At 65.5% G+C, this 15,620-nt stretch carries 15 protein-coding genes; 10 read left to right on the forward strand and 5 right to left on the reverse strand.

What is annotated here, in order from left to right; translation table 11 throughout:
- Positions 1–17 precede the first annotated feature (17 nt).
- On the reverse strand, positions 18–1,235 hold the full coding sequence (locus ACIOVF_RS14330; RefSeq protein ID WP_401290231.1) for an acyl-CoA dehydrogenase family protein: 1,218 nt from the start codon (positions 1,233–1,235) through the stop codon (positions 18–20).
- 310 nt (positions 1,236–1,545) lie between these two features.
- Between ACIOVF_RS14330 and ACIOVF_RS14335 the strand changes: the two genes are divergently transcribed.
- From ACIOVF_RS14335 to ACIOVF_RS14365, 7 genes are read left to right on the forward strand one after another with little or no spacing between them, the layout of a single operon-like run.
- Positions 1,546–2,604: an ABC transporter substrate-binding protein gene (locus tag ACIOVF_RS14335; RefSeq protein ID WP_093383571.1), complete on the forward strand. Its 1,059-nt coding sequence runs from the start codon at positions 1,546–1,548 to the stop codon at positions 2,602–2,604.
- 12 nt (positions 2,605–2,616) lie between these two features.
- Entirely contained in the window at positions 2,617–3,351 is a 735-nt protein-coding gene (locus tag ACIOVF_RS14340; RefSeq protein WP_045198608.1) for a class II aldolase/adducin family protein, read from the forward strand.
- Between the two features lie 9 nt (positions 3,352–3,360).
- A complete protein-coding gene (locus ACIOVF_RS14345) occupies positions 3,361–4,536 on the forward strand; it encodes an LLM class flavin-dependent oxidoreductase (RefSeq protein WP_401290235.1) in 1,176 nt (391 codons plus the stop codon).
- Positions 4,537–4,546: 10 nt separating this feature from the next.
- Complete coding sequence (locus tag ACIOVF_RS14350; RefSeq protein WP_045198612.1) at positions 4,547–6,118, forward strand: ABC transporter substrate-binding protein; 1,572 nt, start codon at positions 4,547–4,549, stop codon at positions 6,116–6,118.
- Entirely contained in the window at positions 6,111–7,172 is a 1,062-nt protein-coding gene (locus ACIOVF_RS14355; protein WP_401290238.1) for an ABC transporter permease, read from the forward strand. The genes ACIOVF_RS14350 and ACIOVF_RS14355 overlap by 8 nt, the downstream gene beginning before the upstream one ends.
- A 12-nt stretch (positions 7,173–7,184) precedes the next feature.
- A complete protein-coding gene (locus tag ACIOVF_RS14360) occupies positions 7,185–8,003 on the forward strand; it encodes an ABC transporter permease (RefSeq protein ID WP_401290241.1) in 819 nt (272 codons plus the stop codon).
- Positions 8,004–8,026: 23 nt separating this feature from the next.
- Positions 8,027–9,817 carry a dipeptide ABC transporter ATP-binding protein gene (locus tag ACIOVF_RS14365; protein WP_401290599.1) on the forward strand — a complete coding sequence of 597 codons (1,791 nt, stop codon included), beginning with the start codon at positions 8,027–8,029 and terminating at the stop codon, positions 9,815–9,817.
- 61 nt (positions 9,818–9,878) lie between these two features.
- Here ACIOVF_RS14365 and ACIOVF_RS14370 read toward each other — a convergent pair whose 3' ends face one another.
- From ACIOVF_RS14370 to ACIOVF_RS14385, 4 genes are all read right to left on the reverse strand, one after another.
- A complete protein-coding gene (locus ACIOVF_RS14370) occupies positions 9,879–10,418 on the reverse strand; it encodes a hypothetical protein (RefSeq protein WP_401290244.1) in 540 nt (179 codons plus the stop codon).
- A 143-nt stretch (positions 10,419–10,561) separates the two neighbouring features.
- Positions 10,562–11,482, reverse strand: coding sequence for a LysR family transcriptional regulator (locus tag ACIOVF_RS14375; RefSeq protein WP_045198622.1), 921 nt, complete (start codon positions 11,480–11,482; stop codon positions 10,562–10,564).
- Between the two features lie 18 nt (positions 11,483–11,500).
- Complete coding sequence (locus ACIOVF_RS14380; RefSeq protein ID WP_045198624.1) at positions 11,501–12,475, reverse strand: quinone oxidoreductase; 975 nt, start codon at positions 12,473–12,475, stop codon at positions 11,501–11,503.
- 109 nt (positions 12,476–12,584) lie between these two features.
- Positions 12,585–13,451, reverse strand: coding sequence for an alpha/beta fold hydrolase (locus ACIOVF_RS14385; RefSeq protein ID WP_045198626.1), 867 nt, complete (start codon positions 13,449–13,451; stop codon positions 12,585–12,587).
- A 187-nt stretch (positions 13,452–13,638) separates the two neighbouring features.
- Between ACIOVF_RS14385 and ACIOVF_RS14390 the strand changes: the two genes are divergently transcribed.
- The 3 genes from ACIOVF_RS14390 (at position 13,639) to ACIOVF_RS14400 (ending at position 15,613) form a co-directional block, all read left to right on the forward strand.
- Entirely contained in the window at positions 13,639–14,214 is a 576-nt protein-coding gene (locus tag ACIOVF_RS14390; RefSeq protein ID WP_045198628.1) for an ABATE domain-containing protein, read from the forward strand.
- A gap of 253 nt (positions 14,215–14,467) precedes the next feature.
- On the forward strand, positions 14,468–15,301 hold the full coding sequence (locus ACIOVF_RS14395) for an urease accessory protein UreD (RefSeq protein ID WP_401290249.1): 834 nt from the start codon (positions 14,468–14,470) through the stop codon (positions 15,299–15,301).
- Between the two features lie 9 nt (positions 15,302–15,310).
- Positions 15,311–15,613, forward strand: coding sequence for an urease subunit gamma (locus tag ACIOVF_RS14400; protein WP_093383521.1), 303 nt, complete (start codon positions 15,311–15,313; stop codon positions 15,611–15,613).
- Positions 15,614–15,620: the final 7 nt, after the last annotated feature.

Consider the following 15,620-nt stretch of genomic DNA (forward strand, 5'->3'; position numbering starts at 1 on the left):
AGGAGGAAAGTGTGTGCTCAGCGGCTGGCGCCGGCCTTTTGCTTGGCAGTGAGGATGGCGGTGTATTCGCCGGGGTCGATGCCGTTGAGGTAGTAGTTGCCGACGTGGTGCAGGCGCCAGCGGATCGGGTCGTGGGTGGTGTGCACCCGGGCGTTGCGCCAGAAACGGTCGAGGTTCCACTTGCTCAAGGATGAGCTGGCGCCGAGCAGCGAGAAGATGTCGCTGGAGATCTTCAGCGCAGCGCCATCGGAATGGGCGCGGGCGCTGGCCACCGAAAGGATCAGCTCGTCTTCCAGGGCCTTGTTGTCCGGGTCCTGCTCGTGGGCGTCGAAGGTTCGCGCGGCGTCGCGCAGCAGCGATTCGGCGGCGCGCAGGGCCACCGCGTACTCGCCGATCTGGCGGATGATGTGCGGCTCGTCGCTGGCCCGTTCCACCTCGCTCTCGACCCACGGCCGGGCGTGCTGGTTGAGGTAGTCGATGCCGGCCTGCAGGGCGCCGGCGGCGATACCGGTGTCGATGGCGGCGTGGAGGATCTGCGGGAAGGTCAGGCCGGTGCGCTTCATCGGGCCCTGGCGGCGCAGCACGTAGCGCTCGTCCAGCTCGATGTTGTCGAAGATTACCGTGCCGCTGACCGAGTTGTTCTGGCCGAAGGCGTCCCAGTCATCGACCAGGGTCAGGCCGGGCGTGTCGCGCTGCAGCAGCACGCCGGCGCCGCCGTCATCGCTGGCGGCGGTCAGCGAGATCCACTCGGCCAGGTAGGCGCCGGTGGAGTAGAACTTGCTGCCGTTGAGGATCAGCTTGCCATCGGCGCGGCGCTCGACCCGGGTCTTGAGGGCGAACTTGTTCTTGCCGCCGACCTCGGCCAGGGCATTGCCCAGGCGCTTGCCGGCCAGTACATCGGCGATCAGCCGATCACGCACGGCATCCGGGTAGCCGCTGAGCACGCCGCGCAGCATCACGTTGTGAATCTGCAGCAACTGGCCGACGCCGCCGTCGGCGCGGGAGATGATCCGCACGGTCTCGACGATGGTCTCGACCGACGCGCCCAGGCCGCCGAGCGCTGTCGGTACGCCGATGGCGGTGATGCCGCTGTCGGACAGTAACTGCGCCTGGCGCCGGGGCAGTTCGCGGTTGAGCAACGGGTCGGCAGCGAGGGCGGCGATTTGCTCGGCAATTTCATGGGCCGCGGCGATGGCCTGGGCGGGGCTGTGCAGGCGATGGGGCAGGGTACTCACGATAGGGCTTCCTTGAATGAACAGGTACCCAGGGCCTTGAGCAGGTTCTGTGCCAGTGGCGGCAAAGCCCCGTGGGGCAGGGCTTGCGGCGTTTTTGCCGGTGCCGGGTGTTGCTGGGGCAGCAGTAAGCCGGTGATTGTTGCTCTGGCAGCAGCAGGCTTGCGGCCCGACTGCTGGCAGATCAGCAGTCGCGCCTTGCGGCAAGGGGCAAAGCCCAATGAAATCAGGGCTTTGCCGAGTTGGCACGGGCGCTGCAATAGCTCAGGCACAGGCCACCTGGCCGATTCGATCCGCTTGATGGAGCATGCCCATGACAATCGCCGCCACCTTGCCACTGCCCAGCGCAACCACGCTTGAGCAACTCTGGTTCACCCGCTGCCCGGTGCCGACCGCTTCCGGCATCGCCTACACCCTGGGCTGGCTCACGGAAGAATTCGCCGCCGACGGCCTGCCGGTAGAAACCCTGCAGGAAGTCCGGCAACTGGGTCATCACCACTACGATCACCAACTGCCCGGGCTGTTTCGCGAGGGCGGTAACGTGCCGGCGTTGGCCGCCCGCGCCGCCGGTGCACCGAGCCGGCTGATCGGCCTGACCTGGATCGAGGAATGGCAGACCATCCTGGTGCGCCCGGATTCGGGCATTCGCAGCGCCGCCGACCTCAAGGGCAAGCGCCTGGCGCTACCGGCCTGGGGCGCCAACCGCCCCGGCAGCATCGCCCGGGCCATGAGCCTGCACGGCTACAAGGGCGCGCTGAGCCTGGCCGGGCTGAGCTTCGATGATGTCCAGCTGGTGGAGGTGGCGCTGCAGTCCCAGGACGATGCACCGACCCCGCAGCAGGGCCTGCAACGCCTGTGGTCGGGCCTGGATTACCTGGTACGCGGCGAGGTCGATGCGGTCTACGTCAAGGGCGCTGCCGCCGCCGATGCCGCCCGGCGCCTGGGCCTGGTGGTGGGCATTGACCTGGACCAGATCACAGACCCACGCTATCGCATCAACAACGGCACGCCACGGCCGATCACCGTGCACCAGAGCCTGCTCGACGATCACTTCGAGCTGGTGGTGCGCTTTCTTGCCCAGACCCTGCGCGCCGCCGACTGGGCCCGCGACAACCGCGACGGCCTGCTGCGCATCCTTCAGGACGAAACCCGCGCCGGTGCCGAAGGCGTCGATCAAGCCTACCGCGGCGACTTTCATACCACCCTGGCCCCGGACCTTTCGGCCGAACGCCTGGCGTACCTCGACATCCAGAAAACCTTCCTCAACCTGCACGGCTTTCTCGAAGCCGATTTTGCCCTGGCCGACTGGGTCGACCCGCGTCCACTGCAAGCCGCCCAGCAACTGCTGGCTGAACGCCGCGCCCGCGCTTAAAGGAGCATTGCCATGACCGTACTGACCACCGAGCACCTGATCGACGCCGAGCTGCAAACCTTCATCGAGCAGGTGCTCGACGAGGCCGGGCAGGCCTTCACCGTGTTCCGCGAAACCAACACCATCACCGCCAACGGCACCGTCGGCTTTATCGAACGGGTACCGGGGCGCGAGCTGCTGGTGTCGGTCAACTACCCGGGGCCGTGGGAGTACCGCAAACCGCTGCAGGCCACGGTCAGCGACCTGGCCGGCAACCTGGTGCATGGCCAGGGCAAGGGTGGCCTGGGCCGTTACGCCAAACTGTTCCGCGAGCAGGCGCAGATCACCACGGTGTCGCATGTGCACTCGCCGTACCTCGGCGCCTGGGCCCAGACCCAGCGCACCTTGCCGTTCAACTACGTGCCGGTGCAGCGCTTCCAGCTGGCCCGCGAGCTGCCGACCTACATCGACCGGCGCCAGGACGAGGTCGATTTCATCCTCGAACGCCTGGCCGAGAACCCTTTCACCCCGGCCATCCTTGAAGCCAACGGTGGCGCCACGGTGTGGGGCCAGCAGGGCCTGCGCGCCACTGCCGAGTTCATCGTGCTGCTGGAGGAGGGCGCGCAACTGCAACTGCTGGCCGAAGCCATCGGCGGCTCGCGGCCCTTCGGCCCGGGCGTGCTCACCCAGCAATGGAAGATGAGCAGGCTGATCGACAAGGCCAGCGAACTGGGCCTGATTCCCGCCACCGACCGCATTCGCGCCTGAGGAAAGACCATGGCAGTGAAAATTCTCTGGTACCTGACCAGCCCCGATGGCCCCTATCCGTGGGAAGCCCAGGGGCGCTGGAAAACCGATTTCGCCCACCTCAAGCAACTGGCGGTGGCCAGCGATCGCCTGGGTTACTACGGCTCGCTGCTGGGTTCAAGCCCCAACGAAAGCCTGGCAGTGGCCGCCGCGCTGATCGACGCCACCGAGCGCCTGCGTTTTCTGGTGGCCCAGCATCCGGGCGAGCTGTCGCCGGCGGTGCTGGCCAAGTGGGCGCTGACTTTTGACGAGTTCTCCAACGGCCGCCTGTTGTTCAACGTGGTCAACGGCAGCGACGCCGGCCTGGCCACCCTCGGCGTGCATTACCCGCACGACGAGCGCTACCAGTTCAGCCTGGAATACTGGCGCGCGTTCCAGAGTATTTATACCGGCGAAACCGCAGGCTTTGACGGTCAGTACGTCAAGCTGGCGCCGCGCCCGGCTGCGGCGGCACGTCACCCGCTGGGCGGCTGGCACCCGCCAAAACGCGCCAGCGTACCGCTGTGGGGCGCCGGCACCTCGGGCCCGGGCGTGGCTCATTCGGTGCAACTGCTGGACGTTTACTTGAGTTTTGCCGACACCCCGCCAAAGCTTGGCGACAAGTTCCGCCGGGTGGCGGCGGAGGCGGCGAAGATCGGCCGCGAACTGACCTTTGGCACGCGCCTGCAGATCATCGTGCGCGAAACCGAGGAAGAGGCCTGGGCCCACGCCGAAAAACTGCTGCAGCAGACTTCGCTGGCCACCGCCCGCGCCGCCATCGAACGCCAGTTGCCGCCCGGGCAGAGCCTGGAGACCTTCAGCAGTGACAACCCGCAGATCCAGCGCAATGTGCAGAGCATTCGCGACGGCCGCCTGCCCACCGCGCGGGAGCTTGAGATCTATCCCAACGTCTGGACCGGCCCGAGCCTGTTCGGTTTCAACATTCTCGGCCCGGCGGCCGGTACCTACCTGGTCGGCAGCGCCGAGCAGGTGGCCGAACGGATTCGCGAGTACGAGGCCCAGGGCACCTCGGCGTTCATCCTCTCGGGCTTCCCGCTGATTGATGAAGCCCACCGGGTCGCCGACCTGCTGTTCCCCTTGCTCGACCTGGACCACGGTTTCGACATTGCGCACCTGAGTGCGCGCACGGTTGCCGAACCGGCTTAAGGAGTTGCCCATGCCAAACGAATTTTCCCGCCGGGTGTTTCTCGGCAACAGCCTGGCCGTCGGTGGCGGCCTGTTGCTCGGCTCCAGTTTGCTCACAGGTTGCGGCGCCGGCGAGCCGGCGGTGGTCGGCGCCATCAGCCGGCCCACCCAGCCGGTGCGTGGCGGGCGCTTGCGGGTTGGCATCATCGACGGCGACCAGGCCGGCAATCTTGATGCCCACAAGCCGTCTGGCGGCGGGATCATTCGCGGCTGGGCGTTGTACAGCAAGTTCTGGGAGTGGAACGACGACGTCAGCACGCGCCTGGGCCTGGCCGAGTTCGCCGAGCCCAACGCCGATGCCAGCGCCTGGACCATCCGCATCAAGCCGGGCCTGGAGTTCCACCATGGCAAGAGCATCACTGCCGACGACATGCTGTTTTCGATCCTGCGCCTGACCGACCCGAAACTGGCCTCGCCGTTTGCCGGGCTGGTCGGTGCCATCGACCGCCAGGCCTTGCGCAAGCTCGATGAGCGTACCATCGAGATCCGCTTCAAGCAGGGCCGCAGCTTCTTCCCGCTGGACGAAACCCTGATTGCCTTCGGCGCTATCGTGCCGACCGATTACGATCCGCTAAGCAACCCGGTGGGGGCGGGGCCGTACCGGCTGAAAAGCTTCGTGCCGGGCCAGCGCGCGCTGTTCACCCGCTTCGAGAATTACTACAAACCCAACCAGCCCTACGCCGACGAGCTGGAGATCATCGAATTCAAGGACCAGGTGTCGCGGGTCGCCGCCCTGCGCGCCGGGCAGATCGACGTCGCCAGCGGTGTGCAGGCCGAGCACAGCGCCCTGATCAAGGCCGACCCACGCTTGCAACTGGTGGTCTCGCCCACCACCTCGTTCAGCGGCTTCAACCTCAACACTGCCAAGGCGCCGTTCCAGGACGAGCGGGTGCGTCAGGCCTTTCGCCTGCTGGCCGATCGGCAAGAGCTGATCGGCCGTGGCCTCAATGGCTTCGGGCGCATCGCCAACGACCTGTATTCGCCGCAAGACCCGACCTACAACCACGCCATCGCCCAGCGCGGCTACGACCTCGACCAGGCCCGCTCGCTGCTGCGCCAGGCCGGTGCCACCGACCTGCGCGTCGAGCTGACCACCACCGCCAACGAAGTCAACGCCGCGCTGGTGTTCGCTCAACAGGCGAAGAAGGCCGGGGTCCAGGTCAAGGTCACACCCGTGGACAGCTCGGTGTTCAACGGCCCGCAGAAAGAGCAGTGGCTGATGTCGCCAGGCTCCACGCCTGCCCGTGGCTTCCTGGCCACCGGCCTGCACAACGACGCGCCGCTGGCGATCTACAACCGCAGCAATTTTCGCGATGGGCGTTTCTCCGAGCTGTTCACCCAGGCCCTCGGCCAGCCCGACCTTGAGCGGCGCAAGCAACTGGTGCATGAGGCCCAGAGCATCCAGCACCAACGCGGCGGCTTGCTGATCTGGGGCTTTACCGACGTGCTCGATGCCGCCTCCAGCAAGGTCGGCGGCTTGCACGGCGAACAGACCACCTTCGCCTCCTGGCGCTTTGACAGCCTGTGGTTAAATCATGCCTGAACCCTGCGCACGAACTTCCCGACTCCCGGCCTGGCTGCCGTGGTTCATCGGCCGCCTGGGCTACGGCCTGCTTACCGCCTGGGTTATCAGCCTGGTGGTGTTCATCGCCACCCAGGCATTGCCGTCGGACCCGGCGCGGGTCATCCTCGGCCCCGAGGCGCCGCTGCAAAGCGTGCTGACCCTGCGCGAGCAACTGGGCCTGAACCGGCCGATCCTGGTGCAGTATTGCAGCTGGCTTGGCCAGGTGCTGCGCGGTGACCTGGGCATCTCGCTGGACTCCAGCCAGCCGGTGGCCTCGATCATTTTCAGCCGCTTCGGCAATACCCTGGCGCTGCTGGCCGGCGTGCTGGTGCTGGTGGTGCCGCTGGCCCTGGGCATCGGCGTCAGCCTGGCTTTGCGCCGCGACAGCCGCCTGGACCGTTTTGGCCTGTCGGCGCTGATCTTCCTTAAAGCCACGCCGGGATTCTTGCTGGCCATCGGCCTGGTGCTGCTGTTCTCCATGCCCCAGGTCAACCTGCTGCCGGCGGTGTCGATCCTTGATCCGGACAAGGCCCTGTGGCAGCAGCTTGAGTACCTGCTGCTGCCGGTCTTCGCGTTGAGCCTGTCGTCGCTGCCGTACCTGGCGCGCATGGTCCGCGCCTCGATGATCGAAGCGCTGGAGTCGGACTACGTCAGCGCGGCGCGCCTGCGCGGCATCGCCGAATGGCGCATCGTCTGGCGCCACACCTTGCCCAATGCCCTGGTGCCGGCGATCCAGGGCGTGGCCCTGACCCTGCGCACCCTGATCGGCGGCGCCTTGCTCGCCGAGGTGATCTTCAGCTACCCGGGCATCGGCACCCAGCTCAACAGCGCGATCCAGATGCGCGACCTGCCGCTGGTGCAGGGCGTGGTGCTGGTCATCACCCTCGGGGTGGTGCTGATCAACCTGGTGGCCGACCTGTTCACCGTGCTGCTCACCCCCAAACTGCGCACCGCCCGCCGTGCCACCCTGATCCAGCGCAACCGCCGTGGCATCCAGAGCTGGTGGCGGCGCCCGGCAGCCAAAGCCCCTTGAGAGGAATAGCCCATGTTCAATTCACGCTGGTGGCGTGAGCCGCAGATTCGCCGCGGCGCCCTGGTGACCCTGGCCATCGTCCTCCTGGCCCTGTTCGGGCCGTGGCTGGCGCCCCATGCGCCCACCGACATGGTCGGCGGGGTGTACGGCGCGCCGGCAGCGGATGCGCCGCTGGGCCACGATTTTCTCGGCCATGACGTGCTGTCGCGGTTGCTCAATGGCGGCCTGTCGATTTTGTGGATGTCGCTGGCGGCAGCGGCGATTGCTTTGGTCGTCGGCACCGTACTGGGTCTGCTGGCCGGTCTGTCGCGCCAGCGCCTGGACCAGGCGATCACCTGGCTTGCGGATGTCTGGCTGGCGTTCCCCGACCTGATCCTGGTGCTGTTGATCGTCTCGATGCTCGGCCGCGCGCCGTGGCTGATCGTGCTTACCGTGGCCATTGCCTTCACCCCCGGGGTGATCCGCCTGGCCCGGGGTAGCGCGGTAGCGGTGGCCAGCCAGGAGTTCGTCGAGGCGGCGCAGATGATGGGCTTTTCGCGCACGCGCATCCTTGTGCGCGAGATCCTGCCCAACGTGCTCACGCCGTTGCTGGTGCACTTTGGCAACATGCTCACCTGGGGCATCGGCATGCTCTCGGGCCTCAGTTACCTGGGGTACGGCGTGGCGCCGCCGGCTGCCGACTGGGGCCTGATGATCAATGAAAACCAGGCTGGCCTGCTGGTTCAGCCCTGGGCGGTATTGGCCCCGGCGCTGCTGATCGGGGTGTTCGCCTACGGCACCAACATCTTCGCCGAAGGCATTGCCCGGCACAGCGCGGGAGAGCGCCGATGAATTCCTATGCGCCATCGCCGGTCATGCCCGCTCCCACAGTGGCACGAGCGAGCTTGACCCGCGAAAAGCCGGCCCTGCGGGTGCAAAACCTGCGGGTTGAACTCAACACAAGCGCCGACATCATCGACCACATCAACTTCAGCCTGGCCCCCGGTGAAATCCTCGGCCTGGTCGGTGAGTCCGGCTCGGGCAAGACCACCCTGGCCACCGCCTTGCTGGCCCACGCCCGGCGCGGTGCACGGATTGCCACCGGGCAGATCGCGGTCGCCGACGTCAGCCTCCTTGAGCTGCGCGGCGAAGCCCTGCGCCAGGCCCGTGGCGGGCTGATCGGCTACGTCGCCCAGGACCCGGCGCAAGCCCTCAACCCGGCGCTGCGCATCGGCCGCTTGTTGCTGGAAACCCTGCACGCCCACGAACCGCAACTGGCAAAGCCGGCGCAGCAACAGCGCCTGCAGCAGACCCTGATAGACGTCGGCCTGCCGGGCGACGCCGAGTTCCTGCGGCGCTTCCCTCATCAGTTGTCTGGCGGCCAGCAACAGCGGGTGATGCTCGCCCTGGCCTTCGTGTTGCGTCCACGGCTGATCGTCCTCGACGAGCCGACCACGGCGCTGGACGTCAGCACCCAGGCGCACATCCTGCAAACCCTGCGCCGGCTGTGCAAGGAGCAGGGTGTGGCGGCGGTGTACGTGTCCCACGACCTGGCGGTGATCAAGGACCTGGTCGACCGGGTGATGGTCATGTACGCCGGGCGCATCGTCGAAGTCGCCAGCCGCCAACGGCTGTTCGCCCGCCCCAGCCACCCTTACACCCTGGGCTTGCTGGCGGCGATTCCAGACGTTGCCCGCCAGCACCCGCTGCAAGCAATTCCCGGCCATGCCCCGGCGCCGGGCCAGCGTGCCCATGGCTGCGCGTTTGCGCCGCGCTGCCCACGGCGAACGGCTGCCTGTGAACAGGCCGAGCCGGGCTTGCAAGCCCTCGAGGCGCAGCAACAGGTCGCTTGCCTGCATCCGCAGCTTGAGGCACCAGCACCGATCGCGGCGCTACAGGTTCGGGCGATTCGCGCCGATCAGGCACCGCTGCTGGCGATCAGCAATCTGAACCTCAGCTACGACCGCCAGGTGCTGTTCGACCTGGCCCTCGACGTGCAGGCAGGCGAATGCCTGGCGGTGGTCGGCGAGTCTGGCTCGGGCAAGACCAGCCTGGCCCGCACCCTGGCAGGCCTTGGCGACAACGCCAGCGGTGAGCTGCGTTTCGACGGCCAGCCGTTGAGCCTGCTGGCCCGGCAGCGGCCCAGCGCCAGCCGACATCGCATCCAGTATGTTTTTCAGAACCCGTACCGCGCCCTGAATCCCCGGCAGACCGTGGCCCAGTGCCTGCAGGCGCCGCTGGAGCACTTCTTCAAACTCAAGGGCCAGGCCTGCCGGGCGCGTATCGAGGCGGCGCTGCAGCGGGTGGCCTTACCCGCCTCGGTGGCTGACAAGTACCCCCATCACCTCTCCGGTGGCGAGCGCCAGCGGGTGGCGATTGCCCGCGCGCTAGTGTGCGAACCCAGCGTGCTGATCTGCGATGAAGTGACCTCGGCGCTGGACGTTTCGGTGCAGGCGGCGATCCTGGCGTTGCTCAAGCAATTGCAAGGTGAGGGCATGACCCTGGTGTTCGTCACCCACGACCTGGGGGTGGTGCGGGCGATTGCCGATCGGGTGGTGGTGATCAAGGAAGGGCAGATTGTCGAGCAGGGTGATGTAGAAGAAGTGCTGGAGCGCCCCGCGAACAGCTACACCAAAAATTTAGTGTTTCATACTCCGAGGCTGTAAGAGGTCATGGGCTGCTACGGGTGAGCCAATGAGCAGCCCATGCTGTAAGTTTTGCACGTATCTAAATCCGCTTGGTTATAGTGAGGTAGAATTCAATCTGCGCCCAGCCATCGCAATCTGTAATGTAATTCCATTGGTTTGGGTACTCATAATGATGGCCTTTGAACATCTGCAATGCGCCGCCGTTGTTGTTCAGAATTTTGATGCGCTCGGTTGTCGTGCCAAGCGACTCACCAAGGACGCGTTGGCCATTGAGCTGTAGTTCAAAAAAAACGTAATCGCCGCCCGGGTTATTGTACGCACCTACGTAACCCGATTTACTGATGCTCATCGTTCTGTCTTTGTAAGTGCCGGTGTTTACTTTAATTTTATATTTATTGTTACTGGTCTGGTATTCAAAAATGAGCTCGACGGGTTGCGGATCTCTGGGGTTAAGCGTGAGCCAGTCTTGATCAATCAGGCTGTACCCCGCTTGCATTGCAAAGTTTTTGCCCGGGGTGGAGGTTTCAACCTCGTCGAATCGGGTCAACGTTACGGGAACACGACTCAGTTTGTTGTCGTCAATTTTTCCGTAGAGTGTTGCAATAAATGAATTGGACATGTGTGTTGCTCCCTGGGTGACGTCCCAGAAGCATGCAGCGCTCGCCGGTCTGAGGGAACTGACAAAAATGATAGGTATTGATATCGTTTTAGAATTTGTTGCTTATTTTTTTGTTATAAGTCAATGAAAGTTAGTCTGGTTACTTACGCTCTCCACGGCGCTCCATCATTGAAGCGCGCCTCGATCCACTGCTTGAAGGCGAGGGTCGCGGCGCTGTTGTAGCGGGCGCCGGGGCGCACCAGGTAAATGCCGGCGTCGGCATCCAGCTGCCAGTCGGGCAGCACCCGCAGCAGGCGGCCGCTGTCGAGGTCGTGCTGCATCAGCCAGTCACCGCCGGCAAGGATGCCAACCCCGGCCCGGGCGGCGGTCAGCAGCGCTTCGTTGTCGTTGCTGACCAGCGAGCCGCGCACTTTTACCGTCTGCTGCTGACCAAAGCCTGTCAGTCGCCACTCCGGGTACGAACGCAGGCCGGTAAAACCCAGGCAGTTATGCCCGGCGAGGTCGGCCGGGGTTTGCGGCTGGCCGTGCTGTTGCAGGTAGGCTGGCGCTGCGCAGAGGATACGCCGGTGCTCACAGAGCTTGCGCGCCACCAGGCGGCTGTCGGCCAGCTCGCCAATGCGGATCGCCGCATCGAAGCCTTCGGCGACGATATCGACAAAACGTTCGGCGTATTCGGTCTCAAGCTGCACCTGGGGAAACGCCAGGGCAAACTCGGCAAGCATCGGGCTCAGCCACAGCCGGCCCATGGACGAGGGCAGGGCGATACGCAGGCGCCCGCGCACCAGGGTCGCACCTTCGGCGGCTTCGCGCTCGGCCTCGCTGATCAGGCTGGCGGCCTGGCGCAGGCGCTCGACCAGGCGTGCGCCTTCGTCGGTGAAGCGCAACTGGCGGGTGGTGCGCTCGACCAGGCGAATGCCTAAGCGCTGTTCCAGGGCCCCCAGGCGTTTGGACAGCACCGACGGGTGGCGCTGCAGCGTGCGCCCGGCAGCGGCAAACGAGCCGTGCTCGAACAGCGCCAGGAGGGTGGCAAGCTCATCGGCCTGGCGACTGTCGAACGGGTCCATCGCGGTTACCTCGGTAGGTCAGGGCGTGAGGATGATTGCGCCCTGTGAGCGTCCTTGTTGCAGGTCGTCATGGGCCAGTGCGGCGTCGGCCAGGGCATAACGCTGCCAGATCTGCGCGCGAATGATACCTGCCGCCAGCGCTGCCAGCACCTCCCCGGCGCGCTGCTGGTACTCGCCAGCGCTTGCCGTGTGCGCCGCCAGCGACGGCCGGGTGATGAACAACGAGCCCTTGGCGTTGAGGGTGCTCAGCTCGATGGCTGGCGGCGCTCCCGAGGCCATGCCGCAGGACACCAGCAAGCCGCGCGGGCGCAGGCTGTCCAGTGAGGCCTCGAACGACAGCCGGCCAATCGGGTCGTAGACCACGTCGAGTTTGCGCCCTTGAGTGATATCCAGCACCTGCGCAGCGAGGGTCGCGGCGTCGAACACCAGCACCTGATCACAGCCGGCGGCACGGGCGCGGGCGACACTTTCCGGCTTGGAGACCACGCCAATCACAAATGCGCCCAGGTGCTTGGCCCAGGGCACCAGCAATTGCCCCAGGGCCCCGGCGGCGCCGTAGATCATCAGCCGCGTGCCGGGCCCGACCGGGTACGTGCTGTGAAGCAGGTAATGGGCGGTGATGCCCTTGAACAGCACGGCGGCGGCCTGTTCCAGGCCAAGATCATCGGGCAGTTTCACCAGCCGCTCGGCGGGGTACAGTCGGGCGCTGGCATAGGCGCCCAGGGGGCCGGTGGCGTAGCCGACGCGCTCGCCGACAGCCAAGCCGCTGACGCCGGCGCCGATTGCCGCTACCGTTCCGGCGCCCTCAAGGCCCAGCCCGCAGGGCAGGGCGATGGGCACATCGCCTTTGCGCTGGCTGACGTCCAGCGGGTTGACGCCGATCGCCGCCTGTTCAAGCCAGACCTCGCCGGGGCCGGGTGCTTGCGCGGTGCTTTGTACGAGCTGCAGGACGGCGGGGGCGCCGGTTTGCGTAAGGCGGATTTGCATGACCATGATCGGGTTCCTGGAGCACAGTGGGTGTGCTCAAGGGTATTGATCGGGTCATGACGCAGCAATCGGACTGATTGCAGATCATTGCTGCACAAGAGGCACGGGTTGATGCTCAGCCCAACACCTCGATAATCCGCCGGGCTATGTGCGGCGCATGGGTCTCCAGGGCAAAGTGGCCGGTGTCCAGCAACTCCACCACGGCATTGGGGTTGTCACGTTTATAGGCTTCGGCCCCCGGTGGAATGAAGAACGGGTCGTGCTTGCCCCAGATGATCAGCGACGGTACCTGGTACTCGCGCAAAAACGCCTGGAACTGCGGGTAGCGCTCAAGGTTGTTGGCGTAGTCGAGGAACAGGTCGAGCTGTAGCTCCTTGTTGCCCGCACGCTCCAGCAACAGCGCATCGAGGCTGAAGGACTCGGGTGCGACCAGGCTCGGATCCGCCACGCCATGCAGGTACTGCCAGCGAGTGCCTTCCAGATGCAGAACCGCATCGCCAACGGTCTTGCGGTTGGCCGCCGACGGGTCAGCCCAGTACTGGCGAATCGGCGCCCAGGCATCGCCCAGCCCTTCCAGATAGGCATTGCCATTTTGCGAGACGAAGCCGGTAACCCGTTCAGGGTGCGCCACGGCCAGGCGCAGGCCGGTGGGCGCGCCATAGTCGAACACATACATTGCATAGCGCTTGAGGTTCAGCACATCGACAAAGGCGCCCAGGGTCTGCGCCAGGGCATCGAAGCTGTAACGGTACTCGCGCTCGGCCGGTACTTCAGTGAAGCCGAAACCCGGTAGGTCCGGGGCGATCAGATGAAAGTGCGCGGCCAGCAGCGGGATCAGGTCGCGAAACTGATGGGATGAACTGGGGAAGCCATGCAGCAGGAGCAACACCGGGGCACCGGGCTCGCCGGCTTCACGGTAGAACACGCGAACGCCGTCGGCGTCGACGAACTGGTAGCGCACGGTTGGGGCAGGAGTGCTCATCGGACTGATCCTCTGTAACCGGGTAAATTGATTTATTAGGTTACTGCGCAAACAAATCTTGCATGGAGTTTGTAACCTGTCAAATACAATTTAAGAGGTTACCAAGGTGCAGTGATGATCGGCCGTGTAACTTGAAATGCTGAGAATAAGGGTTACCATGGAGCAACGCCCGCTGCCGAGAACGGCCATGACCGACGCCATCACCGAACCCTATGTCCTTGCCGACCACCCGGTGCTGGACATGCTCAACACCGTCGCCATCGTCGACGGCCAGCGCACCGATTTCTGGCGCAGCGATGCCGACGTGCTGGCGTGGCTGCAGCGCCTGGGCTTGCACCCGCAGGCGATGCCGCGCCTGGTAAAGGGCGCTTTGCTGGCGGCGGCAGTCACCTTGCGTGAAGCGCTGCGCGACCTGGTCGAGCAGCGCAAGGCGGGCGAGCGCGGCGATCCGGCGATCCTCAACCGCTTCCTGGCCCAGGGCGCCAGCCACGGGCAACTCGTGTGGGACCAGGACGCCAACCCGAAACTGCTGCGGGTGGCCGAGCGGCGTTCGCCCGAGCAACTGCTGGCGCCGCTTGCCGAGCAAGCGGCCGAGCTGCTGGCCGGTGGCGACTTCAGCCTGGTCAGGACCTGCGAACACCCGGACTGCATCCTCTGGTTCTACGACCGCACCAAGTCGCACCGACGGCGCTGGTGCAGCATGGCGGTGTGCGGCAACCGGCATAAAGTTGCCGAGCACCGCAAGCGGCTGCGTCAGGAATAGCCGCCGTTGTAGGCATGGTCTGATGCCCGGGTTTAAACACGCGGCAAGCACACAGCGCTAAACCGGTGCATGCCGGCTGTTTAATCAAACCCCTCCAGCGCGCCATCTTGGCCCGCTATGTGCTTTGCCTCAGCTATCGATTACTGATCGATTGGTCAAACCTGCAAGTCGCTGGATTCGCTTGAGCGCGTAGGTTGTTTCTTGCAAATGCGTCTGTCGCCGAGTTGGTGCAGCGTTTACTGGAACCTGAGGCATGTCGCTCCCCGCAACCCCCGACCTGGACACCGCAGATGCCGGCTGGCGCGCCGAGCTGCGGCTGCGTTTCGTTCGGGGCGAGAGCAGGACCTGTATTGGTGCGCGGCGCCATTTCGGTCCTCTTTTGGTGCAGCGGCCGTTCTATCCCGAAGGCGCGCCGTGCCACGTCTACGTGCTGCATCCGCCGGGTGGCGTGGTCGGCGGCGACAAACTGCTGCTCGATGTGCACCTGGAGCCCGGCAGCCATGCGCTGCTGACCATGCCCGGAGCGACCAAGTTCTACCGCAGCGGCGGCCCGACCTCGATCCTCCAGCAGCATTTTTACCTGGCCGAAAACAGCACGCTCGAATGGCTGCCCCAGGGCAACATCTGTTTTGCCGGCGCCCGCGTGCGCCTGGAAAACCGCTTTACCCTGGCGCCTGGCGCGCGCCTGCTGGCCTGGGAAACCCTGTGCCTGGGCCGCCCGGTGATGGCCGAGACCTTCAGTCACGGCGCCGTCGACAGTCGCCTGCACATCGAGCTGGCCGACGACCCGGGCCTGCACGAGCGTCTGCGCATCGACGGCGGGCAGCTCGACAAAGTCGCCGGCTTGCCGCTGCAAGCAACCTTTTGCGCCTATCCGGCCAGCAGCGAACTGCTTGAACAGAGCCGCGCCTTGCTTGAAGACCTGGGCGCCCCGGCCGGCGCGACCCTGCTTGGCCAGTTGCTGGTGGTACGCCTGCTCGATCACGACAACCAACGCCTGCAACTTACCCTGCAGCGGCTCTGGCACACCTTGCGACCCGTCGTGGTCGGCCTGGCGCCATGCCCGCCGCGGATCTGGGCCACCTGAGAGAACGCCATGGAGCTGACCCCGCGAGAGAAAGACAAACTGCTGCTGTTCACCGCCGCACTGCTGGCCGAACGGCGCCTGGCCCGTGGCCTGCAGCTCAACTACCCGGAGGCGGTGGCCTTGATCAGTGCCACGGTGATGGAAGGCGCCCGCGACGGGCGCACCGTTGCCGAGCTGATGAACCTCGGCCGCGAGGTGCTGCGCCGTGACCAGGTGATGGCCGGGGTCAGCGAGATGATCGCCGATGTGCAGGTGGAAGCGACCTTTCCCGACGGCACCAAGCTGGTCACCGTCCATGACCCGATTGTCTAGGAGCACA

Source organism: Pseudomonas sp. NPDC087612 (assembly GCF_044743505.1).
Classification (GTDB): Bacteria; Pseudomonadota; Gammaproteobacteria; order Pseudomonadales; family Pseudomonadaceae; genus Aquipseudomonas.

Coding starts and splice junctions, on each gene's coding strand:
- ACIOVF_RS14335 (WP_093383571.1), top strand. CDS start 1,546: ATGACAATCGCCGCCACCTTGCCACTGCCCAGCGCAACCACGCTTGAG.
- ACIOVF_RS14340 (WP_045198608.1), top strand. CDS start 2,617: ATGACCGTACTGACCACCGAGCACCTGATCGACGCCGAGCTGCAAACC.
- ACIOVF_RS14345 (WP_401290235.1), top strand. CDS start 3,361: ATGGCAGTGAAAATTCTCTGGTACCTGACCAGCCCCGATGGCCCCTAT.
- ACIOVF_RS14350 (WP_045198612.1), top strand. CDS start 4,547: ATGCCAAACGAATTTTCCCGCCGGGTGTTTCTCGGCAACAGCCTGGCC.
- ACIOVF_RS14355 (WP_401290238.1), top strand. CDS start 6,111: ATGCCTGAACCCTGCGCACGAACTTCCCGACTCCCGGCCTGGCTGCCG.
- ACIOVF_RS14360 (WP_401290241.1), top strand. CDS start 7,185: ATGTTCAATTCACGCTGGTGGCGTGAGCCGCAGATTCGCCGCGGCGCC.
- ACIOVF_RS14365 (WP_401290599.1), top strand. CDS start 8,027: ATGCCCGCTCCCACAGTGGCACGAGCGAGCTTGACCCGCGAAAAGCCG.
- ACIOVF_RS14370 (WP_401290244.1), bottom strand. CDS start 10,418: ATGTCCAATTCATTTATTGCAACACTCTACGGAAAAATTGACGACAAC.
- ACIOVF_RS14375 (WP_045198622.1), bottom strand. CDS start 11,482: ATGGACCCGTTCGACAGTCGCCAGGCCGATGAGCTTGCCACCCTCCTG.
- ACIOVF_RS14380 (WP_045198624.1), bottom strand. CDS start 12,475: ATGGTCATGCAAATCCGCCTTACGCAAACCGGCGCCCCCGCCGTCCTG.
- ACIOVF_RS14385 (WP_045198626.1), bottom strand. CDS start 13,451: ATGAGCACTCCTGCCCCAACCGTGCGCTACCAGTTCGTCGACGCCGAC.
- ACIOVF_RS14390 (WP_045198628.1), top strand. CDS start 13,639: ATGACCGACGCCATCACCGAACCCTATGTCCTTGCCGACCACCCGGTG.
- ACIOVF_RS14395 (WP_401290249.1), top strand. CDS start 14,468: ATGTCGCTCCCCGCAACCCCCGACCTGGACACCGCAGATGCCGGCTGG.
- ACIOVF_RS14400 (WP_093383521.1), top strand. CDS start 15,311: ATGGAGCTGACCCCGCGAGAGAAAGACAAACTGCTGCTGTTCACCGCC.